This is a genomic window from Nonomuraea sp. NPDC049129 (genome assembly GCF_040648495.1).
Classification (GTDB): Bacteria; Actinomycetota; Actinomycetes; order Streptosporangiales; family Streptosporangiaceae; genus Nonomuraea.
This window is the reverse complement of sequence record NZ_JBEZDU010000003.1, coordinates 614749-637492: the sequence shown is the minus strand read 5'-3', so window position 1 is coordinate 637492 and position 22744 is coordinate 614749. Positions and strand designations below refer to the sequence as shown.

Sequence of the window (22744 nt, the reverse complement as noted above, 5' to 3'; positions counted from 1 at the left end):
TTTCCTCAGCTGATGGGGTTGCGGGCGATCAGTTGGGCGGCGATGACGTTGCGCTGGATCTCGTTGGTGCCCTCGCCGAGGATCATCAGCGGGGCGTCCCGGAAGTAGCGCTCGACGTCGAACTCCTTGGAGTAGCCGTACCCGCCGTGCACGCGCATCGCGTCCAGCGTCACCTGCATCGCAGCCTCGGAGGCGAAGAGCTTGGCCATACCGGCCTCCATGTCGGCGCGGCCGCCCGCGTCGAGCCGGCGGGCGGTGTCCTCGGTGAGCAGCCGTGCCGCCTGGACCTTGGTCGCCATGTCGGCCAGCAGGTTGCCCACCGACTGGTGTTTCCAGATCGGCTTGCCGAACGACTCGCGTTCTTGCGCGTACCGCACCGCGTCGTCGAGCGCGGCCTGGGCGACGCCGACCGCGCGGGCGGCGACCTGGATCCTGCCGATCTCCAGGCCACGCATCATCTGCGCCCAGCCCTGGTTCGGCTCGTCGCCGAGCACGGCGGACGCGGGGACCCGCATGTCGTCGAAGACGAGCTCACAGGACTCGACGCCGCGATAGCCGAGCTTCGGCAGGTTCTTGGACACGGTCATGCCGTCGCCGGGCTCGACGAGGAGCACACTCATGCCCCGGTGCGCCGGCTTCGCGTCCGGGTCGGTCACGCAGAGTAGGCCGATGAGGCCGGCGTGGCGGGCGTTGGTGATCCAGGTCTTCGACCCGGTGATCAACAGGTCGCCGCCGTCCTCGCGGGCGTGCGTGCGCATCGCCTGCAGGTCGCTGCCGCCGCCGGGCTCGGTGAGCGCCATCGCCGCCCGGATCGTGCCGTCGGCCATCCGGGGCAGGTAGCGTTCGCGCTGGTCAGGGGTGCCGAACCTGCGGATCATGTAGGTGATGACCGAGTGCCCGCCGATGGCGCCGGCCAGGCTCATCCAGCCGCGGGCCAGCTCCTCGGTGACCCGGGCGAAGCACTCCGTACTCACCTCCACGCCGCCGTGCTCGGCGGGCGCGAGCAGGCCGAAGAAGCCCAGCTTCTTCATCTCCTCGATGAACTCGGCGGGGTAGGCGTCCACCGACTCGTAGTCCCGTACTCGCGGCCGCACCCGCTCGTCGACGAATTCGCCGGCCAGGGCGACGATCTCCCTTTCGTCCTCGGTCAGTGCGCTCATGATCGCTCTCCGCTTCGTTCCGCGCCCTTGAGCAGTTGCTTGGCGATGATGACCTTTTGCACCTCGCTCGTGCCCTCGTACAGCCGGAACAGGCGGGCGTCGCGGTAGAACCGCTCGACCGGGACCGACCGCATATATCCCAGGCCGCCGTGAATCTGTACGGCGCGGTCGGCCACCCGGCCGACCATCTCCGAGCAGAAGAGCTTCGCGCACGACGGGGCCATGCGCCGGTCGCTGCCGTCGTCGTAGGCCCGCGCCGCGTCCAGCACCATCGCCCGCCCGGCCATGAGCTCGGTCTGCGAGTCCGCGAGCATCGCCTGCACCTGCTGGAACTCCGCGATGGGACGCCCGCCCTGCCGGGTGGCGGCGGCATGGGTGACGCTCTCCTCGACGAGCCGCTGGGCCAGCCCGACGCAGATCGCCGCGATGTGCAGCCGGCCGCGCGCCAGCGAGCGCATGGCGGCCGCGAACCCCTCGCCCTCGACTCCGCCGATCAGCGCGGACTCGGGCACGAAGACGTCGTCGAGGAAGACCTCGGCGGTGTGCGCTCCGCGCTGTCCCATCTTCTCGTCCTTGGGGCCGACCGTGAGCCCCTCGGCGCCGGACTCCACCACGAAGACGGAGATGGCCTTGGTGCCCTCGGTGTCGGCGTTCGTCCTGGCGAAGACCATGAACAGGTCGGCCCGGTCGGCGTTCGTGATGAACCGCTTCTGGCCGGTGAGCCGGTAGCCGCCCTCGACCCGGACCGCCCGAGTCCGCAGCCCGCTGGGGTCGGAGCCGGCCTCGGGCTCGGTCAGCGCGAACGCGGCGATCTGGTCGCCGGCCGCCAGCGCGGGGAGGTGCCGCCGCTTCTGCTCGTCGGTGCCGAAGTTCACCAGCACCTGGCCGGCGATGCCGTTGTTGGTGCCGAGCATCGAGCGGAAGGCCGGCGCGGTGTGGCCGAGCTCCATCGCCAGCTGAACATCCTCGATCATGGTGAACCCGAGCCCGCCGTGCTCCTCCGGCAGCGCGTAGCCGAACAACCCCATGTCAGCCGCCTTCGCACGGATGGCCTCGGGGATCTCGTCGGTCTGCTCGATGACGTCTTCGGCGGGCACGACCTCCTTGCGTACGAAGGTGCGCACGGCGGCCAGCACCTCCTGGAACGCTTCGATGTCCACTGTTCAGCTCCTGAGGGTGGTGGGCGACGGCTCGGGCTTGAGGATCTTTCCGGCGGGCGAGGTGGGCAGCGCGTCGACCATGCCCTCCGGCCAGTACGCGTTCACCGCACCGCCCCCACTGCCAGCAGGTTTTCGATCTCCTCGGAGGTATGTCCAAGTTCGGCGAGGATCGCACGGGTGTCCTGGCCAGGGATGGGCGCGGGTGCCGGCCTGTCGCTAGGGGTGCCGGCGAACCGGGGCGCGGGCGCGGGCTGGATGGCGCCCTCGGCGTCGGTGTAGAAGCTGTCCCGGGCGGCGTTGTGGGGATGCGCGACGACCTCGTCCATGGTCAGCACCGGTGTGACGCAGGCGTCGACGCCGGCGAAGCGCGCCACCCATTCCTCGCGGGAGGCGTTCTTGAACGCCTTGGCGAAGGTCTCCCGCATCGCGGGCCAGGTGGCCGGGTCGCGCTGGGCGGCGAGGTCGACCGCGTGAGCGACGCCAAGGACGTCCACGAGCTTGGCGAAGAAGGCGCCTTCGATGGCGCCCACGGCCACGTGCCGCCCGTCGGCGCACTCGTAGGTGTCGTAGAAGGGGGCGCCGCCGTCGAGCAGGTTCGCGCCACGCTCGGTGGCCCAGGCGCCGTGCGCGTACCGGCCATAGATCATCGACATCAGCAGGCCGGAGCCCTCGACCATCGCCGCGTCCACCACCTGGCCGCGTCCCGACGCGCGCGCGTTCAGCACCGCGGCCAGCACGCCGAGCGCCAGCAGCATGCCGCCGCCGCCGAAGTCGCCGACCAGGTTGAGCGGCGGCGTGGGCGGGTGATCGGGACGGCCGATCGCGGCCAGCGCGCCGGAGAGCGCGATGTAGTTGATGTCGTGGCCGGCCCGCATGGCCAGTGGCCCGTCCTGGCCGAAGCCGGTCATCCGGCCGAACACCAGGCGCGGATTGCTCTCGGCCAGCGTCCCGGGATCGAACCCCAGCCGCTCGGCCACGCCGGGACGGAAGCCCTCCAGGACCGCGTCCGCCGTGTCGATCAGGGCCCGGACGACGGCGGCGCCACGGGGGTTCTTCAGATCGGCGACCAGCGAGCGGCGCCCGCGGTCGAGCACCGGGTTCGGGCGCGCGTCCCGATCGGCGGGGCGGTGGACGCGGATCACCTCCGCCCCCAGATCGGCCAGCATCATGGCGGCGAACGGAACGGGGCCGATGCCGCCCAGCTCGACGACCCGCACTCCGGTGAGAGGACCGTTCACGGTCATCGGCCCTGCCAGTTCGGCCGGCGCTTCTCGGCGAAGGCGCGGGCGCCTTCCTTGGCGTCCTCCGAGGCGAAGACCGGCTCGATGATCAGCCGCTGGCGGACGAACCGCTCCTCCTCCGGCCACTGCTCGTGCTCTTTGATCACTCGCTTGGTGGCGAGCGTGGCGAGCGGGCCGTTCTCCGCGATGCGGGCGGCGAGCGTCAGTGCGGCGTCCAGTGCCTCGCCCTCCTCGGTGAGCCGGTTGACCAGGCCTATCTCGTACGCCCGCGCGGCCGTGATCAGGTCCCCGGTCAGCGCGAGCTCCATCGCGATCTGCGGGGGGACACGGTGCGGCAGGCGCAGCAGCCCACCGGCGGCGGCCACCAGGCCCCGTTTGACCTCCGGGATGCCGAACTTCGCCGTCCGCGCCGCCACGACGAGGTCGCAGGCGAGGACGATCTCGCAGCCGCCGGCCAGCGCGTAGCCCTCGACCGCGGCGATCAGCGGCTTCTTCGGCGGCGCCTCGGTCACGCCGGCGAATCCCCGGCCCTCGAGGCTCGGCCGCTCGCCGCGCAGAAATGCCTTCAGGTCCATGCCCGCGCAGAAGCAGTCTCCGGCCCCGGTAAGGACGGCGGCGGAGAGGTCGTCGCGCCGATCGAGCTCGTCGAGCGCGGCGGCGATGCCCTCGGACACGGCGCGGGTGACAGCGTTCTTGGCGTGCGGGCGGTTGATGGTGATCACCGCGATGCGCGACTCGTGACGCACCAGCACGTCGTCACCGACGGCGGTCGTGCCGCTCTCCGTTGTCATCGTGCTCCTGGGTCATCGAACAGGTCATCCGGTGGCGTCCCGGCGTATCCCGACTGCATCATCACCGCACCGGTACGCGCAAAGACCAGGGTGCGTATGGATCTATCGGCGCTGCCTATGAGTAAAGTTCAGGGCATGGACCTGCGGCTCGTCACGTACTTCGTAGCGGTCGTCGACCATGGCGGCGTCACCAAGGCCGCGAAGGCGCTCTACATCGCGCAGCCGTCGCTGTCCCAGGCGATCCGCAGCCTTGAACGCCAGCTGGGCACACAGCTGTTCGACCGGTCCGGCCGCTGGCTCACCCTGACCGCCGACGGGCGGGCGTTCGTCGACCCGGCCCGGCAGATCCTGGCCGACGTCGAGGCCGCCAAGCGGCGCGTGCACGCCGTCAGAGACCTGCTGACCGGGCGTCTGGAGATCGCGGTGCTGTCCGCGCTGTCCGCCGATCCGCTGCCGGAGCTGACCAGCGCGCTGCACCGGGCGCATCCTGGGATCCTGGTCACCGTACGCGATCCCGGCAGCTCATCGGGGGTCCTGAGCCAGGTGCGCCAGGGCGATGCCGAGCTGGGGCTGACGGACGCACCGGTGAGGAGCGACCTGTTGCGGACCCAGGAGCTCTGGGAGCATGAGATCACTCTCGTCCTCCCCCCGCACCTGGCCGCCGCGCTGCCCGACCCGGTCCCGCTGGCCGCGATCGGCGACATCCCCCTGGTCCTGGAATCCTCGGAGGCGGGCGGCCGGGCCGCACTCGACGACGTGCTGGGGCAGGCCGTTGGCTTCGTGGCCGTCGAGTGCGCGCACCGGCAGGCGATCTGGGAGCTGGTCATGCACGGCGCGGGCGCCACGTTCCTCCCCCGGCGGATCGCCGAGACCGAGCTGCGCAACGTGGTGGTGCGATCAACGTCGCCGCAGGTGCGGCGGACGGTGCGCCTGGTGTTCCGGCCTGGGCCGCTGTCCCCCGCCGCCACGGCCTTTCTGAACGTGGCGGCGGACATGAGCCGGCGACGGCTCTCATAGGTTCGGCCTATCGGACGATGCGGCGTTCGCTCTTTGCGCGACGCCCGAGGGGATGGTCGACTCTCAGCAGCGCGCGATGCCCGAGGGGATGGTCGACTCTCGGCAGCGCACGCCGGCCGGATGCGAAGGAGAACCGACGTGAACACACCGTCCGCCTACTCGGGAATGACAATCAGTGACCAGCTCGCCCGGCACGCCCGATCCATCCCCGACGCGGTGGCGCTGCGCATGGACGGGGTCGACCGGACGTACGGCCAGCTAAACGTAAGGGTCGACCGGCTGGTTTACGTCCTCGGGGCGCGCGGCGTCGGTCCGGGTGACCGAGTCGTGGTGATGATGTACAACGGGCTCGAACCGGTGGAGGTCTTCTTCGCCTGCGCCCGCATGGGGGCGGTCTGCGTACCGGTGAACTTCCGGCTGCACGCCGACGAGGTGGCCTACCAGCTGGCCGACAGCGGAGCCGTGGTCGCCGTCGTCGAGGACGGCCTGGCCGCCACCTTCGTGCGGGCGTGGAAGAACGTGCCGACCGTGCGGCACTGCCTCGTGGCGGGAGCGGCCGGCGAGCTGGGCGCGGACCTGGAGTCGTACGAGGACGCGCTGCGCGAGGCGCCCAAGAGCGGCGCCCGCGTGGCGGTCGACCCCCACGCGCCCGCGTTCATCATGTACACCTCCGGCACGACCGGCCGGCCCAAGGGTGCCGTGCTCACGCACTACAACCTGGCCGTCCAGACCATGAGCAGGTTCGCCCACATCGGCGTGCCGAGCGACTGCCGGGCGTGGCTGATCAGCACCCCGCTCTTCCACATCGGCGGCCTGGCCGCCCTGCTGTCCAGCGTCATGGTCGGCGGGCGGACAGTGATCGCCAGGTCCGGCCGGTTCGACCCGGTGGGGACCTTGGACCTGCTCGAACGCGAGCGCATCGGCTACGTCTTCCTCGTCCCCGCCCAGTGGCAGGCGGTCTGCGACGTTCCGGGCATCGCGGAGCGGGATCTGTCGGCGCTGCGGCTCATCTCGTGGGGCGCCGCTCCCGCGACCAAGGCGTTGCTGCTCCGGATGATCGAGACCTTCCCCGGCGCGAGGCTGCTGAGCGTGTTCGGCCAGACGGAGACCAGCGCGGTGTCGACCGTGCTCCTCGGCGAGGAAGCCCTCCGCAAGATCGGGTCAGTGGGGACCCCGCTGGTCAACGTCGAGGTCCGCATCGTGGACGAGCAGATGAACGACGTGCCGCGAGGCGAGATCGGCGAGATCGTCTACCGCGGACCGACGATCATGACGGCCTACTGGAACAAGCCGGCCGAGACGGCGGCGGCCTTCGCCGGAGGCTGGTTCCACTCGGGCGATCTCGTCCGCCAGGACGAGGACGGCTACATCTATGTCGTCGACCGCCTCAAAGACATGATCATCTCTGGTGGGGAGAACATCTACTCCGCCGAGGTGGAGGAGGCCATCGCCGCCCACCCGGGGGTGGCAGAGGTCGCCGTGGTGGGCGTGCCGGACGAGCGATGGGGCGAGACGCCGCTGGCCGTCGTGGTGCCCGCCAGCGAGGGGGGCCTGCCTACGGCCGAGGACATCAGGGAGTGGTGCCGGACGCGGCTGGCGGCCTACAAAGTGCCACGGCGCGTCACCGTGATCGCCGAGCTGCCGCGCAACGCGAGCGGGAAGGTGCGCAAGCACGAGCTGCGGCAGGCCTACGGGCCGGCCGCGACCATACCGACGAACGCGCGACCCGGCGGGGACAGCGCCGCGGGGTCGTAGACCAGTCCATACGCCCGGCTGATCGGTGGTTCCAGACGGCGCACGACGGCCCCCCGGGCCGCGGCGGCCTCAGCCATCGACCGCTCCAGGAACGTGGCGCCCACGCCGGCGAGTACGAAGGGCAGGCGGGCCTCACGGTGCTCCACCACGACGGACGGCCCGATGGCGCGTCCCGCCGCCGCGACCGCCTGCTCGATCCCGCCGACGACCTGGGAGCTGCCGCGCGGTACGGTCACCTGCGGGATGTCCGGCAGTTCGGCGAGCGGCAGCGGATCGGACGGCGGCGCCGAGCCGGGCGGGAGGACGAGCCAGTATTCCTGCACCCCGAGTTCGCGCACCTCCAGTCCGGCGCAGTCCGTGGCGGGCAGATGGCAGGCCACGATCTCGCAGTGCCCTTCCCTGATCAGGGACGCCGCCATGGTCTCGTCGCGCAGATCGCCGATGCGGATGGAGACCTTCGGGAACTCCCTGCGGAAGGCGCCGACCAGGCGGGCCACCGGGTCCGCGGACAGGGCGGCCATGGCGAAGACGTCCAACCGCCCCCGCGGCCGGCCGGCCGCGTCGACGAACGAGCTCTCCGCGGCGACGACGTCGCGCAGGATGCGGCGCGCGGGCCCCACCAGGCTGTGGCCGGCCGAGGTGAGCACCATGCCGCGGCCGATGCGGTGGAACAGCGGGACGCCGAACTCGCGCTCCAGCCCCTGGATGGCCTGCGAGACGGTGGGCTGGGCGACGTCGAGCGCGGTCGCCGCGGCGTTGATGCCGTTGTGGTCGACGACCGCGAGGAAATACTTGATCTGGTGCAGGTCCACGCCCTGACTGTATCCAGCAGCGCCCATGCGGCCGCCTCAGCGCGGCGCCATGCGGATGGCGCCGTCGAGCCGGATGGTCTCGCCGTTGAGGTAGCCGTTCTCCAGGATCTGGCCCGCCATCCGCGCGAACTCGTCCGGGCGGCCGAGCCGGGCCGGGTTGGGCACGCCGGCCTCCAGGGAGGCCCGGACGTCCTCCCGCAGGCGGGCCAGCAGGGGCGTGTCCATGATCCCGGGCGCGATCGTGCACACCCGGATCGACCGGCTCGCCAGGTCACGAGCCGCCGTCAGCGTCATGCCGACGATGCCCGCCTTCGCCGCGGTGTACGGGATCTGGCCGATCTGGCCTTCGTACGCGGCAACCGACGCGGTCAGCACGATGGCGCCACGTTCGCCGTCGATCTCGTCCTGGCGGGCGATGCGGGCGGCGGCGAGGCGCAGGGCGTTGAACGAGCCGACCAGGTTGAGCTTGATCACCCATTCGAAGTCCTCCAGGGAGCCGGGCTCGCCCTCCTTGTCCAGCAGCCTCAGCCGGCGGCCGGCGCCCGCGCAGTGCACGAGCCCCCGCAGGCCGCCGAACTCGTCGGCCACGTCGAGTGCCGCCGCGAACCCCTCGGCGTCGGTGACGTCCGCGGCGGCGAACCGCGCCGCCGCACCGAGCTCCTTGACGACGGTTTCGCCGGCGGAGCCGGGCAGGTCGACGACGACCACCTTGCCGCCCGCCTCGACAAGCCGCCGGGCCGTCGCCAGCCCGAGGCCGGACGCGCCTCCGGTGACGGCGGTGCACAATCCTTCCAAACGCATGGGTGAGGCCCTCTCGTCAGAGCAGTTCGAGGATGGTCGCGTTGGCCATGCCGCCCGCTTCGCACATGGTCTGCAGCCCGAAGCGGAGGCCCTGGTCCTTCATGTGGTGGACGAGGCGCGTCATCAGGACGGCGCCCGAGCCGCCCAGCGGATGGCCCACGGCGATCGCCCCGCCCAGGGGGTTGAGCCGGTCGCCGGAGACGCCGGTCTCGGCCTGCCAGGCCAGCGGGACCGGGGCGAATGCCTCGTTCACCTCGAAGGCTCCGATGTCGTCGATTCGCAGGCCGGACTTCTTGAGCGCCTTGGCCGTGGCCTCGATGGGCGCGGTCAGCATGATGACCGGGTCGTCGGCCGCCAGTGCGGCGGTGTGCACACGGGCGAGCGGCCGCCATCCACGCGCCCGGGCGGTCTCGCCGGAGGTGAGGAGCAGGGCGCCCGCGCCGTCGGAGATCTGCGAGGCGTTGCCGGCGGTGATCACGCCGTCGTCGCGGAACGCGGTCTTCAGCCCTGCCAGCGTCTCCACCGACGAGCCGCGGCGGATGCCCTCGTCGGCCCGCAGGGCTCCCTCGACGGGCGCGAGCTGCCCGTCGAGCGCGCCGGAGTCGACGGCCGCCGCCGCCCGGGTATGTGACCGGGCGGAGTACTCGTCAAGCTGCCGCCGGGACAGACCCCACCGCTCGGCCATCATCTCCGCCCCGGTGCCCTGGCTGAAGCCGGACACGCCATAACGTTCGAGCACCTCGTCCGGGTACGGGCGACCGTCCCGCGCGGCCGAGCCCATGGGCACGCGGCTCATCGACTCGACGCCACCGGCGATCACGATGTCGTGGTGTCCGGCGATGATCCCGGCGGCCGCGAAGTGGACCGCCTGCTGGCTGGAGCCGCACCGGCGGTCGACCGTGGTGCCGGGGACCGATTCCGGCCAGCCCGCCGCGAGCACGGCGACCCGGCCGATGTTGCCGGACTGGTCTCCGGCCTGACTGACGCATCCCCAGATGACGTCGTCGATCTCCGCCGGCTCCACTCCGGTACGCCCGGCGAGCGCCTTGAGCACGTGTGCCGAGAGGGTCGCGGGGTGAATGCCAGACAGCGCTCCGTTGCGTTTTCCGATGGGGGTACGAACCGCATCGACGATGACCGCGTCCCTCACGCGCTTCTCCTCGGGGTGCTGGTGCCATGAACTGGGATTCGCCGCTCGGAACAGGCCTGCCGGAGCCGTTTCGAATCAACCACACGCTCAGGACCCGGCACAAAGCCCGGATTGCGATCGGGGATATCGCCTATACCTATGTGACGCGGCGTGTGGGCTTCGGCGAGGACTGGGGGCGCTGTTCGACATTTCGCGGTTCGTCGCACACCGTTTGCGCTCCGGTCTGGGCGCGGATCAGCCGGGCGTAGCGGCCCTGGAGAGTGAGCAGTTCGGCGTGGGTACCTCGCTCGGCGATCCGGCCGTCCTCCACGACAAGGATGAGGTCGGCGTCGCGTACGGTGCTGAGCCGGTGGGCGATGACGATCCTGGTCTGGGTCAGCCAGGCGAGGTTGTCCTCGATCGCGGCCTCCGTCGCGCTGTCGAGATGGCTGGTGGCCTCGTCGAGCAGCAGGATCTTCGGGCGGGACAGCAGCGCGCGGGCGAGGGCGAGCCGCTGCTGCTGGCCGCCGGACAGGCCGCCGCCCTCCACGAGCATGGTGTCGTACGACATGGGCATGGCGGCGATCTCGTCGTGAACGCAGGCGAGCTGGGCCGCGTGGGCGACCCGGTCGAGCGACGCGTCGGGGTCGTTGAGCGCGATGTTCTCCCGGATCGTGCCGGTGAACAGCGACGGCTCCTGGGTGACCACGCCGAACTGCCGGCGCAGGGAGCGCAGGTTGAGCTCGGCGGCAGGGACGCCGTCGTAGCGGATCTCGCCGGACGTGGGCGTGTGGAGGGCGAGCAGCAACCTGGTGAGTGTGCTCTTACCCGAGCCCGAGGGCCCGACCAGGGCGACCTTCTGGCCCGGCCGTATCGAAAGCGATATGTCGTGGAGCGTCCAGGGCCCGCGCGGATCGTGGCGGAAGCTCACCTCGCGCAGCTCCACGGCGCCGCGCAGCCGCAGCACCTCGATGCCCTCGGCCGGTTCGGGGTCGGCGGCCAGGATGTCGGCCAGCCGGTCGAAGTGCGCGCCGGCCTGCTGGAGGTTCTGCAGGGCGGTCATCAGCGAGCCGAGCGGAGTGAGCGCGGCGGCGGCGAGCGAGTTGAGCGCGAGCAGCATGCCCAGCGAGAGCGAGCCGTCCAGGACCCGCCATGCGCCGGCCCACAGCAGCCCGAGCGGCGCCAGGTAGCGGATCGCGCCGAGCGCCGCGTCGACCAGTCCTCTGACGAGGCCGCCACGCAGGTCGGCGTCAAGCTGGACGTCGAACTGCTCCGACCACCGCTTCATCGCGCGCGGCTCGGCGCCGGAGGCCTTGAGCGTCTCGATGCCGCGTACGGCCTCCATCAGCCGGGTCTGCGTGCCGGCCAGAGCGGACAGCTCGCGCCGGGTCAGGTCGCCGACCCGGCGCGACGTGCCGAGCAGCAAGCCGGCCTGAGCCATGGCGAGCAGCACGAGAAATCCGCCCAGAACGGGGTCGGCCACAAAGACGAGGACGAGGTAGACCAGGGCGAGGGGCCCGTCCAGCAGCGTCGACAGGATCTGCCCGGTGAGCGTCTCGCGCAGGGAGGTGACGCTGTTGGCCCGGCTCATCAGGTCACCCGTGCCGCGGGTGGCGAAGTAGCGGTACGGCAGCGCGACGAGGTGGGCGACCAGGTTCCGGGTCACCTCACCATCGGTGCGCGCACGCAGGGCCACCAGCAGCACCGAACGCAGGTATCCCACCGCGAACTGCGTCACCGCGGCGGCCAGCACGGCCCCACCGGCCAGCGCGAGCAGATGCTCGTCGCCGAGCGGCAGGACCCGATCGACGACGACCTGGAACGCGGCCGCCATGCCGAGGCCGAGGAGCTGCAGCAGCGCTGAGGCCGCCAGCACCTGGGCCAGCAGCCCCTTGCGCTTGGCCAGCAGCGTGCGCAGGAATTCGCGACGCCACTCCCGGCCGGCTCCGGAACGGCCCCTGCGGAAGCCCGGCGCGGGCTCGAACGCGAGCAGCACGCCGGTGAAGCCCCCGTCGAACTCCTCCGGTGTCAGCCGCCTGCGCCCCAGACCGGGGTCCACGACATCCACGTAGGAGGACGTCCATCGCCGCACCACGACGAAGTGCTGGAATTCCCAGTGGACGATGGCGGGCATCGGCACCCGGGCCAGGTCGGCGGGCTCCAGCGAGAACGCCTTGGCCCGCAGCCCGTACTCCCGGGCGGCCTCCACGATCGCGAGCGCGCTCAGCCCGTCCCTGCCGACCTGCAGCCGGTCCGAGAGCTCCCGGACAGTGGTGCGGCGGCCGTGGAAGGACAGCACCATGGCCAGGCATGCGGCCCCGCACTCGGTGGCCGCGTTCTGCAGGATGACCGGAATCCGTCTCATCCTCCGCCCCAACCGGTGCTCAGCACGGGCCCCGCCAGCAGGGACAGCACCGCCACCAGCACCATGACCGCGGCCCACAGCAGCGCGAACGTGGTCGCACGCAGCTCAAGGGACCGACGTCGCGCCGAAGGCTCCACATGGCGGCGCAGCGCCTCCGCCCGGAAGATCCGCCCGTTCACAGCGTGCTCGTACGGCTCGTGGTGCCCCAGAACCATTCGATCTTCGCGCTCCGGCGGCGCTCCTCGATCCACTCCTCGAAGATCCGCCGTTCGACACGACGACGCGTCTCGGCGTCCAAAACGGCGTCGCCGACCGAGATCACTCTGACCAGCTGGTCGCCGGGCGCCGGCTTCCGCAGGTCGGCGAGCGGCACGGTCTCAATCACCAGCCCGGCGTCCCCGGACTCGGCCAGGGCGTAGAAGCCGTCTAGCGCCTCGGCGGAACCGTCCAGCTTGCCGGCCGCGCGGCCGGCCGCTTCGACGTCGGGGAAGGTCAGGCGGGCGATCCTGGCCATGGCGAACTCCTCGCGGTGTTCGGCGAAGTACGGCTCGACGCGCCCGGCCGTAACCCTCTCCCGCACCCGCGCGGCGGCCAGCTCCCCGGCCACCAGCTCCCGCAGGTCCACCTCCGTGAGGCAGCGCCGGTCCATCCACGCGCGCGTCTGCTCGGCGGTCAGCAGCCCACGGGCCCGGCGGAAGGCGTCCACCGCCTCCTGCAGCTCGCCGTCGGCGAGCTCGACCGGCGACCCAGCCAGCTCCACCTGGAGTAAGGCGGCGGTGACGATCCGGTCGGTCAACCGGGCCTCGTCCCACAGGAAGTCGAGCCAGGCCACGGCATCGGCCACCTTCACGCCCGCTCCGTCGATCCGCAGCAGGAGGAACTCGCTGGACCGGTGCACGCCCCGCAGCGGCCACGGCAGCGCCCGGTCCGGGCACCACGACAGCGAGATCGTTCCCTCTCCCTCCTGCTTGATCAGGAGGTCGTAGTGCAGGGCGTCGTCGTACTCCTCCCGCTGCCACAACAGCCGTAAGCGCGACTCGGGGTGGCGTTCGCGCAGCTCGCGCAGGCGTTCCTGAGCTTGCGGAGGCTCCAGGGCGGCCAGGTCGCGCAGCGTGTCGAGCGCATCGGACAGCATCGCCGCATCTCCTCTCTCACAGGGCGCCGCGCGGGGCCCGTACGACGCCCCGCGCGGTCGTGGTCGGTCAGTTGCCGCAGATGTCCGGGTCCATGGAGCAGGTGCCCACCTCCAGGTCTAGGACAGCGGTGCACAGCTCCGGCTTCTGCGCGCCGTTGACGAGGCGGAGGTCGCCTTCGTGCAGCTCTGCCCCTGCGGGCGCGATGTCGTCGATCGTGATCTTGGACATGGTGTTTCCTTTCTCCTTGTTGTGTTTCACGCGGATCTGACGGTCTGCCCGATCTCGTCTTTCACCTCGCCGTACAGCAGTAGGTCGCAGAGCGCCTCGCCGATCGGCAGGCCGGTGGCCCGCTCGATCCACAGCCACTGTCCGGTCGGGTTGATCTCGAGGAAGACGTAACGCCCGTCGGGGGTCAGGATCAGGTCGAGCGCCCCGTAGCGCAGGCCGAGGCGTTCGACGATCTCGACGCAGCGCCCGGCCACCTCGTCGGGGAGCCGGTGCACCTCGTGGCGGGTGCTGCCCAGGTCGTAGCGCCGCCAGTCGAACCGGGTGTGGTTGCTCTCCTGGGAATGGATCTCCGCGGCGAAGACCGCCCGGCCGACCACGGTCACCCGCAGCTCGACCTGTTTGCGTACGTACTCCTGAATGATGACGGGACCGAACCTGATCGCATCGGCATAGGCCACGTCGCGGGTGGACACCGGCTCCGACAGCCGGCCGACACCCTCCCCGTCCGGGCGGGCCAGTATGGCCGAGCCCAGGGTCTTGGTGATGATCCGGCCCTCGTGCCGGCGGTAAAAATCCAGGAACTCGTCCGGATCGTTGGTGATCAACGTGTCCGGCAGCTCGAACCCGAGCCGGCCGGCCAGCGCCAGCTGGGACGACTTGCGCTGGGCGAGCTTGACCCGCGTCCTGGGCGCCGGGACCATGCGGCAGTCGAGCTGCTCCCACAGATCGCCGGCGAACTCCGCGCACTCCTTCTCGATGTGGGCGCGCGCACCCTCGTCCGCGATCTCGGCGTGCGCGACCGGGGACTGGGGGCGGCGAAACCACAGGGCCGTCAGGCCGTCGAGATCGACGTCGGCGGTCGTGGTGCGCAACCGCCGGCGTACGCGGCCGTCGCGGCCGTAGGCCGCGTCCAGCACCGCGCGGACCGGATAGTCGGCCGGGTCGAAGACGACCGCTCGCGCGCCACGCTCGGCCAGCAGACCGGCGACGTGCTCCGCGTGCGGGTCGGCGTCGATGGTGAGGATGAGTACCTCGCCCGCCATCTTTCGTTCTCCTCACGTGAAGACGCGGGGCGCGCGGTGGCGCCCCGCATCGCTCCAACGATCAGAAGTCGGCGTCGCTCCAGGTCCTGCCGCTCTCCCAATCCATCACCCAGCTGGACGTCTCCCGCTTCAGGCCGCCGTTGACCAGGCGAAGGTCCCCCTCGTTCAGCTCCGGTCCGATGGCCGCGATGTCGTCGATGTCAATCTTGGGCACAGTGATTCCTTTCGAAGGTGATCACCCCGTTGGGCAACCGAGTGAGACGCTAGGGACCACCCCTTGGCGCGAACTTCTTGACGTCTTGAGTGCGACTCCCGTGTCCGGCCCAAGCGGCCCAAGTCCCGCTCAAGTCGCCTGCACGACACTCCCCGGGATCAGTCCGATCTTGCGGAGCTTGAGGAGTTCGAGGTGCGAAGGACATGGACGGCGCTGGCCGCTGCCCTTGCGCTGGTCGGTGGCCTGGCCACCGCACCCGCGCAGGCGGCGGCCGTTTCAGTGAAGGTCGGCAGGGTGACGGTCTCGCCCGCCCGGTACGCGGGCGCGTGCCCGGCCACCACGACGTTCTCGGCCAGGGTGGCGGTACGCGGCGCGAGCAGGGTGACCTACCGCTGGCTGCGCGGCGACGGCCACAAGGGGGCGGTCGTCACCGCCACGGTCAAGGCCGGGGCGGTGGTCGTACGCGATCGGCAGTCGTTCGCGAAGAGCACATCGGGCTGGCAGGCCCTGCAGGTGCTCAGCCCGCGCAAGACGACCTCGGCCAAGGCCCGGTTCACAGTGTCCTGCGCGGATGCCTCGCCCGTGGTGGTGACGGTGCACACGCCGGAGCCGCCGCGCGTGACCGCCTCGGTGACCACGCCCGCGCCGTACTCGGGGAGCTGCGGGCTGCCGGGCCACCGGGTGACGTTCGACGGGCGGATCAAGGCGTCCCGGACGCCGGCGTCGGTGGCCTACCGGTGGGTGGACAGCGACGGCGGTCCCGAGCCGGTCGAACGACTCTGGCTCACCTCTGCGGGCAAGGCGGTCAGCTCGTCGCGCACGTTCTTGACCAGTCACTCCGGCTACCACTGGCTGGAGATCCTGGACGACAAGGGCCACGTGACCGGCCGCTCGGACAAGTCCGCCTACCGCGTGACCTGCACCCGCCCCGAGCAGCGGCCGCTGGCGTCCGTCACCGACGCGCGTGTGACGCCCGTCCAGTACGAGGGCCCGTGCAACAAACCGCTGGACTTCGTCTTCCGCGCCGACCTCGCGGTCACCCAGCCGACCGAGGTCACCTACCAGTGGGAACGCAGCGACGGCACGAAGATCCCGGGCCAGGTCGTCCTGTCCAGGGACCTGACCACGACGCTGGAGCACACCTGGAAGGTGACGGACCTGGTCAACATCAGCCAAGGCTCGGCCCGGCTCCGCGTGCTCACCCCGAACGCGGTCGCCACAGACTCCGTCCCCTTCAGGATCATCTGCCGGATCGACGAGGCGGTGACCATCACCGGAACCGAGATCACTCCGGACAGCAACCCGACCCCCTGCCCGAGCCAGTCCAAACCGTTCACGATCCGCTCGCAAGTCGCCCCCAAACCGGCCACCAAGCTGCCGCTCACGATCAGCTACCGGTGGCGCTGGGCCGACGGCAGCATGACCTCGCCGTACACCTACACCTTCGCCCAGGCGGCGCCCGTGACCCTGGAACGGTGGTGGGACGAGTGGATCAGCAAGTCGGGCAGCGTCCGGCTGGAGGTCACCGCCAACGACAGGGTGTATGTCAGCCCGTCGGTGGCCTACGAGGTCATCTGCGACGGCAAGCCGCCCACGGGCACCTACCCGCGCGTGGTGTCGATCATCGAGGCCTCCATCACCCCGGCGGACTACCGCGGCAAGTGCCCGGTCACGCTGAAGACTCAGGGCAAGGTCACGGTGTCCGCCCCGATGGACGCGCTCTTCACGCAATGGGTCTTCGACGGGAAGACGCAGCCCTTCCTCGGCAGCACCGACTTCCCCGCGAACGGGCCCCTGGCCAAGGTCGTCGAGCGCGAGTTCACGGTGGAGGAGTCGACGGGAAAGCCCGTCACGGCGTATATGGAGAGCAGGGTGCCCAACGTCATGTCCTCCGACAAGATGACATACACCGTCACCTGCACCTGAGAGGAGCCGACGGTGGCCCTTGAGTGGACCGCGCTGTCCCCCGCCGACATGCCGGCCATCGCCGATCTCGCGCGGCGGTGCGTGGCGCACGACGGCGGACTCCAGGCGACCGCGTCCCTGTCCTTCCTGGAGCGCAGGTACGCAGCGGGGACGGCGGTGGGCGCGTTCGCCGACGGCCGCCTGGTGGCCTGCGGGGCCGTGCGCCCCGTGGGCGACGCGTCGGCGGCGACCGGTCTGGTCGACCCGGGGCATCGGGGGCAGGGGCTGGGATCGGGCCTGCTGGACCGGCTGATCAAGGAGGCGCTGCCGGACCGGCTGATCAAGGAGGCACGGCCGGACCGGCTGATCGGGGAGCCGGGGCCGGTCCGGCTGGAGACCGAGTCGGTGACCCCGGAGGCCCACGCGCTGTTTCTCTCGCACGGGCTCCGGCAGACGTTCGCCGAGGACGTCTACCGCCGCGACCTGAGCCGACCGCTGCCGCCGGAGCCGGAGCTGGAGCTGGAGCTGGAGGTCCAGGAATGGTCGCGGGACACAGAAGGGGCCTTCTACGAGGCCTACTCCGCGTCCTTCGCCGACCGTCCCGGCTTCCCCGGCTGGTCGCGGGAGGAGTGGGTGGACTGGCTGGTCGACGACGAGTTCCTGCCCGAGTGCTCGCTGGTGGCGCGCGGAGCGGGCGGGGCCGCCGGCTTCGTGGCGTGCGCGGAAGGGTTCTTGATCCAGGTCGGCGCCGTGCCCGCGTGGCGGCGGCGCGGGCTCGCGCGGGCGCTGGCGGTCGCCGCGCTCGGCCGCATGCGCGCACGCGGCGTGACGGAGGTCTTCCTGGACGTCAACGTCAACAACCCGGCCTCGGCCGCTCTCTTCCGCGGCCTCGGATTCGAGGTGATCGCCCGCCGGGCCCGCTACGAACCGGTGGACTGACCCCGCGCGTCAGCGGACCTTCGGGACCGGCTGGGCGCGGCGGGCGGCCTCGGTCTGGAGCCGGCGCCTCAGCTGTTTGCCGTGGCGGAGAAAGGAACGGGTCCGCAGGCGGCGGTCCTCGGGCAGGCTCCAGTCGGGCAGCGCGCGCTCGATCGCGACGGTGAGCCGGTCGTCGCTCTGGGCGGTGGCGGTGCCGAGCAGCACGACGTTCTCCTGCCATCGCATGCCGGGATCGTGCCGGTGGAAGGTCAGGCAGACCGGCCCCGGCACGGCGGCCACACCAGCCGGCAGGTCCAGCTCGTACCCGATCGAGGTGGGCGAGAAGGCACGCGCGGGCACGGACACGGGCCGGCCGTCCGCCACCGTCGACACGATCGGCCGGCCGAGGTCGCGGGCCCGGCGGGCGTACGGGCGCCAGTCGGCGGGCGGCGCGGAGCGGCCGGGCAGGCGGGGGCCCGACGGCGCGGGGTCGGAGGCGGGGATCGTGGTGCCGGGCGGGCAGGTCCAGGTCAGCGGGTCGCGGGTCAGGTCGCCGCCGGGCCACCAGGTGATCCGCTCGGGGGTCACCTCGATGTAGATCCGCGCGAAGTACCAGGTCAAGCGCTTGATCAGGAACCACGGCAGCCCCGCGAAGGCGTCCGGGATCTTGACCTGGGAGTCGCGGACGTACCGCTCGGTGTTGGCCTGCAGGTCGGCGTCGCGGACCGTGGCGCGGCCCTGCACCAGCACCACCGGATCGCCCTCGAACAGCAGGGCGACGCGCGGATCGCGGCGCGCCCGCTCGGCTTTGTCGGGATAGGTCAGGCCGGTGCTGACGTCGATCGTGCCGCGGGGCCCGGTGTACGGAGTGACGGGCCAGGTGATGGGCCGCCCGTCGCGGGTGAGCGAGGTGTAGGCGCACACCACAGAACTCTGGAACGTCGTGTCGGGAATCGTGATCGTCATGACCGCACACGCTAATGAGGAGGTCTTGGGCCCCACTTGAGGCCGATCTTCCAGACTCCCCCAAGAGCGAGAAGCCACGATGCCGGCATCCCTCCAGAATGAGAAGGAGTACGACCATGCGCACCGCCGCACACCCGAACCTGCCGCAGATCACGCTGCCCGGCCAGGCCGCCGCCGCGCCGGGGCCGCTCGACATGACCAACATGTACCTGGCGCACTACGGCTTCCGCCGCGACCTCGGCCACCTGATCACCGCGATCGGCCGGGTCCGTCTCGGCGACCGGCGGCGCGTCACCGCCCTGCGCGAGCACCACGGGTGGGTGCTGTTCGTGCTGCACCACCACCACACCGCCGAGGACGAGACGGTCTGGCCGCGGCTGCGGGAGCGGGCGCCGGAGGCGATCGGCACGATCGACGCGTTGGAGGCCGAGCACGAGGCCTGCGATCACTGGCTCCGCGAGAGCACCGAGGCGTTCCAGGCGTTCGACGCCGGCCCGTCTGAGCAGGGGCGCGAACGGCTCATGGTCGCCCTGCGCGCGCTGGCCGACACCCTCGGGGCGCACCTGGCGCACGAGGAGACCGATGGGATCCCGCTGATGATGGCCCACATCACGCCGGAGGAGGACGCGGAAATGCACAAGACGCTCACGAAGCAGTACGGGCTCCGCAAGCTGATCATGCTGCTCGGCTGGATCACCTCCGACCTGCCGGCCGACGTCGAGGCCCACCTGCGCAAGACCTCGCCCAGGCCGCTGCTGCTGCTCAGCACCCTGGCCGGGGGCCGATACCGGCGGCGCATGTCCTACCTGTGGGGGTGAGCCAGCTCCCGCTCCACGCTCTCGGCGTGCTCGGCGTGCCGCCGCGCCGCCTCGGCGTCGCCCAGAGCCTCGGCCAGCTGCGCCAGCGACCGGCTGACCGGCCACATCAGCATGCTCAGTCCGGAGATCCCCATGCGGTCGGCGTACGGGGACGCCTCCTCGTACAGGTCGGCGCAGGCCTGCCGGTCGCCCAGCGCCGCCCAGATCTCGCAGCGGACGACCAGCCAGAACAAGTAGACGAACGTCCGTGGGATCGGCGATTGCCGCTCCCACGGCCCGAGCGCCTTACGCGCCTCCTCCAACCGGCCGCCGGCCACCAGGTAGTGGGCGTACCCGTCCAGGTTGAACTGGTCGAGCTGCTGGTGCGAGATGTCCAGCGGCGGCAGCGCCGTGTCCGCTGTCCCGCGGCGCAGGCGCATGAGCGCGATCTGGTACGTGGCGCCGGCCGTGGTCGACTCCGCACCCCACATCGAGGTCGCTCGCTGCTCGGCGTCGGTGGCCGCGAGCAGCGACTCGGCCGCCTCCAGGTCGCCGCGTTGGATGATGACGCCGAGCCGCAGCCAGTTCAGCATGATGCGCAGATACGGCATGTGCGTACGTCCGATCAGCCGCTCCGCCTCGGCCAGCACGTCCAGAGCCTCCCGCACCCGGCACAGCTCCAGCAGCGTGCCGCCCTGGCAGGTGAGCCCGATCGTGCGCAGTTCGTCGTCGCCCGCCGCCAACCCGGCGCGGGCCATCTCCTCGCCCGCCTCCAGCCGCTGGTGCACCGAGTCCGGGTCGAGCAGCGCGTAGTAGCGGGCGAACAGCACCCGGCCGAGCAGCGTCGCGTCGTTCTCCTGGCGGGCCAGCCGCGCCGCCTCGGCGCTCCACCGGTCCCGCTCCACGGGATCCCGTCCCGGCTGGTAGTACGCCTGGAGCGCCAGGCAGGCCAGCACCCGGGCCCGGGCCGACGGCTCCAGCCCTTCGTCGGCGGCCAGCTCCATCAGGTCGGCCAGCAGATCGGCGTCGTAGTCGCCGTAGACCTTCCAGGGCTGCAGGACGCGGCCGCCGTACCCGGTCGCGGCCTCGATCCAGCGCCGCCGGTCGCCCTCCTGCTTGGCCAGGCGGCGGATCCGCGTCAGCTCGGCCTCCTGCCCCGCCGAGTCGCCCGCCCCGAACCTGGCCTCGGCCAGCGCGAACAGCAGATCCATCCGCTCGGCCGGGCCCAGCCCGGGGTCGTCCTCGGCCACGCGGTCGGCCCGCTCCAGCAGCTCGACGGCCACGTCGTACGCGCGCAGCCGTTTGGCCTCCTCGGCCGCCCGCCACGCCGCCCGCCAGGCACGCGCGGTGTGGCCGGCCGGAATCGCCTGGAACCAGTGGTGCGCGGCGGCAGCCAACCGGTCGGAGGCCGAGCCGCCGGTACGTGACTCGATCGCGGCGGCCACGGCGGCGTGCAGCCGGGCCCGCCGCAGCACCGGCACCACCTCGGTGAGCGCCTCCTGCACCAGCGCGTGCACGAACCGGAACCGGCCGGGCCGCCCCTCTCCGACCAGGGCGGCGGCCATGGCCGGCTCCAGCCGGTCCAGCGCCGCGTCCAGGTCGAGCCCGGCGGCCTCGGCCACGATCGTCACGTCGAACTCCCGCCCGGCCACCGCCGCCACCCGCAACAACTCGGCGGACGGCCCTGGCAGCCGGTTCACCCGGCCGAGCACGACGTCCCGCACGCCCAGCGGCAGCGTGCCGCGGCCCGGCGACCCGGCTTCCAGGTAACGCGTCAGCTCCGTGACGAAGAACGGATTGCCGTTCGTGCGGTCTCTGAGCGCCCGGACGTCAGTGCCCGCTGGGGTCAGCTCGCCCAGCTCGGAAGCCGAAAGGCCGGACAGCGGCAGCCGCACCGCCTGCCGGCGCGACAGCGCCTCGAACGCCTCGGCCAGCGCGCCCTCCGGCGGCGGCCAGTCGCGTGCCGTACCCACCACGACCAGCTTGCCGTCCAGCACGTACCCGGCCAGGTAGCTCAGCAGCCGCAGCGAGGACCGGTCCGCCCAGTGCAGGTCGTCCAGCACCACCAGCACCGGCCGCAGGCCCGCGGTCAGCGCCCGTGCCGCCGCCTCATAGGTACGAAACCTCGCGCCCTCGGGGTCGGTCCCGGTCGCGGAGCCGACTCCGGGCAGGTTCGCGCGCACGTCGGCGGGCAGCGGCGGCAACGCGTCGGCCAAGCGCTCCAGCACCGTCACCCATGGCCAGAACGCCGGCGCGCCCTCCGTCGCCGCACACCGCCCCACCGCAACCGTGAAACCCCGGGCACGGGCCCGGCTGACCAACGCCTCGGCCAGCCGCGTCTTGCCGATCCCCGGCTCTCCGGTGATCAGCGAGAACCCGGTGCGGCCCGCCGCCGCCGCTTCCAGCAACCCGTCCAGCGCGGCCAGCTCCTCCTCCCGGCCCGTGATCCCCCGCTCGACCACCCCCGGCTCGGGCGGGCGCGGCGGCCGGTGGGGGAACAGCGCGGGGGATTGGTGGAGAATGTCGCGTTCCAGCGCGCGCAACTCCTCGCCCGGGTCGATGCCGAGCTCCTCGGCCAGAATCCGGCGGACCGTGCGCAGCGTCTCCAGAGCCTCCCCTTGGCGGCCGCTCCGGTAGAGCGCCAGCGCGCGCAACGCCCACAGCCGTTCGCGCAGGGGGTGCTCATGGGTCAGGGCCTCCAGCTCACCCAGCAACTCGCCGTGGCGGTCCTGCTGGATGACCGCGCTCACCCGCAGCTCGCGGGCCCGCTCCCGGGCCTCGGTGAGCCGCGCCCTGACAGCGGTCACATACTCCTGACCGTCCAGATCCTGGTACGGCTCACCGCGCCACAGCGCCAGCGCCTCGCCCGCCAACCGCTCCGCCTCGGCCGGCTCGGCCGCCTGCTCGGCCTGCCCGACCAGACGCAGGAACCGCGTCGAATCCACCTGCTCCGGCTCGATCGCCAGCGTGTAGCCCACCGGCCCGAACATCAGCAACCGGCTCTGCGCCCTGGCCCGGCGTCCGGGCTCCAGCAGGCGGCGCAGGTTGGACACGTACGAGTGCAGCGACGCCATCGCCTCGGCCGGCGCCTCCTCGCCCCACAGCCGGTCGATCAGCGCCGCCGGAGCCACCGGCCGGCCTTCCGCCAGCACCAGCACGCTCACCAGCGCCCGCAACTTCAGCGAGGTGATCTGACACGACCGCCCGTCGTCACCGACGACCTCCAGCGGGCCCAGCACACGGATGTCCACAGCGCTACCACCCTCATGAAATCGCCTGATCTTACGACAAGAGAAAGGTGAGCAG

At 71.7% G+C, this 22744-nt stretch carries 20 protein-coding genes; 5 read left to right on the top strand and 15 right to left on the bottom strand.

From position 1 onward, the window contains the following. Positions 1-5: 5 nt before the first annotated feature. The 4 genes from AB0B64_RS12475 to AB0B64_RS12460 form a co-directional block, all read right to left on the bottom strand. Complete coding sequence (locus AB0B64_RS12475) at positions 6-1160, bottom strand: acyl-CoA dehydrogenase family protein (RefSeq protein ID WP_358176814.1); 1155 nt, start codon at positions 1158-1160, stop codon at positions 6-8. Further along, on the bottom strand, positions 1157-2320 hold the full coding sequence (locus AB0B64_RS12470; protein ID WP_358176811.1) for an acyl-CoA dehydrogenase family protein: 1164 nt from the start codon (positions 2318-2320) through the stop codon (positions 1157-1159). Before AB0B64_RS12470 ends, AB0B64_RS12475 begins: the two co-directional genes overlap by 4 nt. Before the next feature lie 101 nt (positions 2321-2421). Beyond that, a complete protein-coding gene (locus tag AB0B64_RS12465) occupies positions 2422-3564 on the bottom strand; it encodes a CaiB/BaiF CoA-transferase family protein (RefSeq protein ID WP_358176808.1) in 1143 nt (380 codons plus the stop codon). Further along, positions 3561-4352, bottom strand: a complete 792-nt coding sequence (locus tag AB0B64_RS12460) for a crotonase/enoyl-CoA hydratase family protein (RefSeq protein WP_357938017.1) — start codon at positions 4350-4352, stop codon at positions 3561-3563. Before AB0B64_RS12460 ends, AB0B64_RS12465 begins: the two co-directional genes overlap by 4 nt. Positions 4353-4469: 117 nt before the next feature. Here AB0B64_RS12460 and AB0B64_RS12455 point away from each other — a divergent pair, with 117 nt between their 5' ends. Together AB0B64_RS12455 and AB0B64_RS12450 are read left to right on the top strand one after the other, a co-directional pair. Next, positions 4470-5369: a LysR substrate-binding domain-containing protein gene (locus AB0B64_RS12455; RefSeq protein ID WP_358176805.1), complete on the top strand. Its 900-nt coding sequence runs from the start codon at positions 4470-4472 to the stop codon at positions 5367-5369. Positions 5370-5507: 138 nt separating this feature from the next. After that, the gene (locus tag AB0B64_RS12450) at positions 5508-7124 is read left to right on the top strand and encodes a long-chain-fatty-acid--CoA ligase (protein WP_358176802.1); all 1617 of its coding nucleotides are present in this window, start codon (positions 5508-5510) and stop codon (positions 7122-7124) included. Here AB0B64_RS12450 and AB0B64_RS12445 read toward each other — a convergent pair. The 9 genes from AB0B64_RS12445 to AB0B64_RS12405 all read right to left on the bottom strand — a co-directional run bounded on the left by AB0B64_RS12445 (position 7058) and on the right by AB0B64_RS12405 (position 14852). Then, entirely contained in the window at positions 7058-7936 is an 879-nt protein-coding gene (locus AB0B64_RS12445; RefSeq protein WP_358176799.1) for a LysR family transcriptional regulator, read from the bottom strand. The genes AB0B64_RS12450 and AB0B64_RS12445 overlap by 67 nt on opposite strands. A gap of 36 nt (positions 7937-7972) precedes the next feature. After that, positions 7973-8737, bottom strand: coding sequence for an SDR family NAD(P)-dependent oxidoreductase (locus tag AB0B64_RS12440; protein WP_357938030.1), 765 nt, complete (start codon positions 8735-8737; stop codon positions 7973-7975). Between the two features lie 16 nt (positions 8738-8753). After that, positions 8754-9887: a thiolase family protein gene (locus AB0B64_RS12435; protein WP_357938033.1), complete on the bottom strand. Its 1134-nt coding sequence runs from the start codon at positions 9885-9887 to the stop codon at positions 8754-8756. Between the two features lie 136 nt (positions 9888-10023). Continuing rightward, entirely contained in the window at positions 10024-12231 is a 2208-nt protein-coding gene (locus AB0B64_RS12430) for a peptidase domain-containing ABC transporter (RefSeq protein WP_358176797.1), read from the bottom strand. Next, positions 12228-12410 carry a hypothetical protein gene (locus AB0B64_RS12425; RefSeq protein WP_357938039.1) on the bottom strand — a complete coding sequence of 61 codons (183 nt, stop codon included), beginning with the start codon at positions 12408-12410 and terminating at the stop codon, positions 12228-12230. The genes AB0B64_RS12430 and AB0B64_RS12425 overlap by 4 nt, the downstream gene beginning before the upstream one ends. Beyond that, positions 12407-13366 (bottom strand): TIGR04500 family putative peptide maturation system protein, encoded by a 960-nt coding sequence (locus AB0B64_RS12420; RefSeq protein WP_357938042.1) that lies wholly within the window; start codon positions 13364-13366, stop codon positions 12407-12409. The genes AB0B64_RS12425 and AB0B64_RS12420 overlap by 4 nt, the downstream gene beginning before the upstream one ends. Positions 13367-13433: 67 nt before the next feature. Further along, the gene (locus AB0B64_RS12415) at positions 13434-13595 is read right to left on the bottom strand and encodes a hypothetical protein (RefSeq protein ID WP_357938045.1); all 162 of its coding nucleotides are present in this window, start codon (positions 13593-13595) and stop codon (positions 13434-13436) included. Between the two features lie 26 nt (positions 13596-13621). Continuing rightward, positions 13622-14638: an MvdC/MvdD family ATP grasp protein gene (locus AB0B64_RS12410; protein ID WP_358176794.1), complete on the bottom strand. Its 1017-nt coding sequence runs from the start codon at positions 14636-14638 to the stop codon at positions 13622-13624. 61 nt (positions 14639-14699) lie between these two features. After that, positions 14700-14852, bottom strand: coding sequence for a putative ATP-grasp target RiPP (locus AB0B64_RS12405; RefSeq protein WP_357938051.1), 153 nt, complete (start codon positions 14850-14852; stop codon positions 14700-14702). Between the two features lie 192 nt (positions 14853-15044). On the opposite strand from AB0B64_RS12405, the gene AB0B64_RS12400 reads away from it, so the two are divergent. Continuing rightward, positions 15045-16778, top strand: coding sequence for a hypothetical protein (locus tag AB0B64_RS12400; protein WP_358176791.1), 1734 nt, complete (start codon positions 15045-15047; stop codon positions 16776-16778). Between the two features lie 12 nt (positions 16779-16790). Continuing rightward, positions 16791-17696: a GNAT family N-acetyltransferase gene (locus AB0B64_RS12395; protein WP_358176788.1), complete on the top strand. Its 906-nt coding sequence runs from the start codon at positions 16791-16793 to the stop codon at positions 17694-17696. 9 nt (positions 17697-17705) lie between these two features. On the opposite strand, the gene AB0B64_RS12390 is transcribed toward AB0B64_RS12395, so the two are convergent. Next, entirely contained in the window at positions 17706-18641 is a 936-nt protein-coding gene (locus AB0B64_RS12390) for a pyridoxamine 5'-phosphate oxidase family protein (RefSeq protein WP_358176785.1), read from the bottom strand. A 116-nt stretch (positions 18642-18757) separates the two neighbouring features. Between AB0B64_RS12390 and AB0B64_RS12385 the strand changes: the two genes are divergently transcribed. After that, the gene (locus AB0B64_RS12385) at positions 18758-19459 is read left to right on the top strand and encodes a hemerythrin domain-containing protein (RefSeq protein ID WP_357938063.1); all 702 of its coding nucleotides are present in this window, start codon (positions 18758-18760) and stop codon (positions 19457-19459) included. On the opposite strand, the gene AB0B64_RS12380 is transcribed toward AB0B64_RS12385, so the two are convergent. Next, positions 19444-22689 carry a BREX system ATP-binding domain-containing protein gene (locus tag AB0B64_RS12380; RefSeq protein WP_358176782.1) on the bottom strand — a complete coding sequence of 1082 codons (3246 nt, stop codon included), beginning with the start codon at positions 22687-22689 and terminating at the stop codon, positions 19444-19446. The two genes, AB0B64_RS12385 and AB0B64_RS12380, sit on opposite strands and share 16 nt — an antisense overlap. Positions 22690-22744: the final 55 nt, after the last annotated feature.

What these genes read in the sequence shown, in the direction of transcription:
- AB0B64_RS12475 (WP_358176814.1), bottom strand. Translation starts at nt 1,160, where the DNA reads ATGAGCGCACTGACCGAGGACGAAAGGGAGATCGTCGCCCTGGCCGGC.
- AB0B64_RS12465 (WP_358176808.1), bottom strand. Translation starts at nt 3,564, where the DNA reads ATGACCGTGAACGGTCCTCTCACCGGAGTGCGGGTCGTCGAGCTGGGC.
- AB0B64_RS12460 (WP_357938017.1), bottom strand. Translation starts at nt 4,352, where the DNA reads ATGACAACGGAGAGCGGCACGACCGCCGTCGGTGACGACGTGCTGGTG.
- AB0B64_RS12455 (WP_358176805.1), top strand. Translation starts at nt 4,470, where the DNA reads ATGAGTAAAGTTCAGGGCATGGACCTGCGGCTCGTCACGTACTTCGTA.
- AB0B64_RS12440 (WP_357938030.1), bottom strand. Translation starts at nt 8,737, where the DNA reads ATGCGTTTGGAAGGATTGTGCACCGCCGTCACCGGAGGCGCGTCCGGC.
- AB0B64_RS12430 (WP_358176797.1), bottom strand. Translation starts at nt 12,231, where the DNA reads ATGAGACGGATTCCGGTCATCCTGCAGAACGCGGCCACCGAGTGCGGG.
- AB0B64_RS12420 (WP_357938042.1), bottom strand. Translation starts at nt 13,366, where the DNA reads ATGCTGTCCGATGCGCTCGACACGCTGCGCGACCTGGCCGCCCTGGAG.
- AB0B64_RS12415 (WP_357938045.1), bottom strand. Translation starts at nt 13,595, where the DNA reads ATGTCCAAGATCACGATCGACGACATCGCGCCCGCAGGGGCAGAGCTG.
- AB0B64_RS12410 (WP_358176794.1), bottom strand. Translation starts at nt 14,638, where the DNA reads ATGGCGGGCGAGGTACTCATCCTCACCATCGACGCCGACCCGCACGCG.
- AB0B64_RS12390 (WP_358176785.1), bottom strand. Translation starts at nt 18,641, where the DNA reads ATGACGATCACGATTCCCGACACGACGTTCCAGAGTTCTGTGGTGTGC.
- AB0B64_RS12385 (WP_357938063.1), top strand. Translation starts at nt 18,758, where the DNA reads ATGCGCACCGCCGCACACCCGAACCTGCCGCAGATCACGCTGCCCGGC.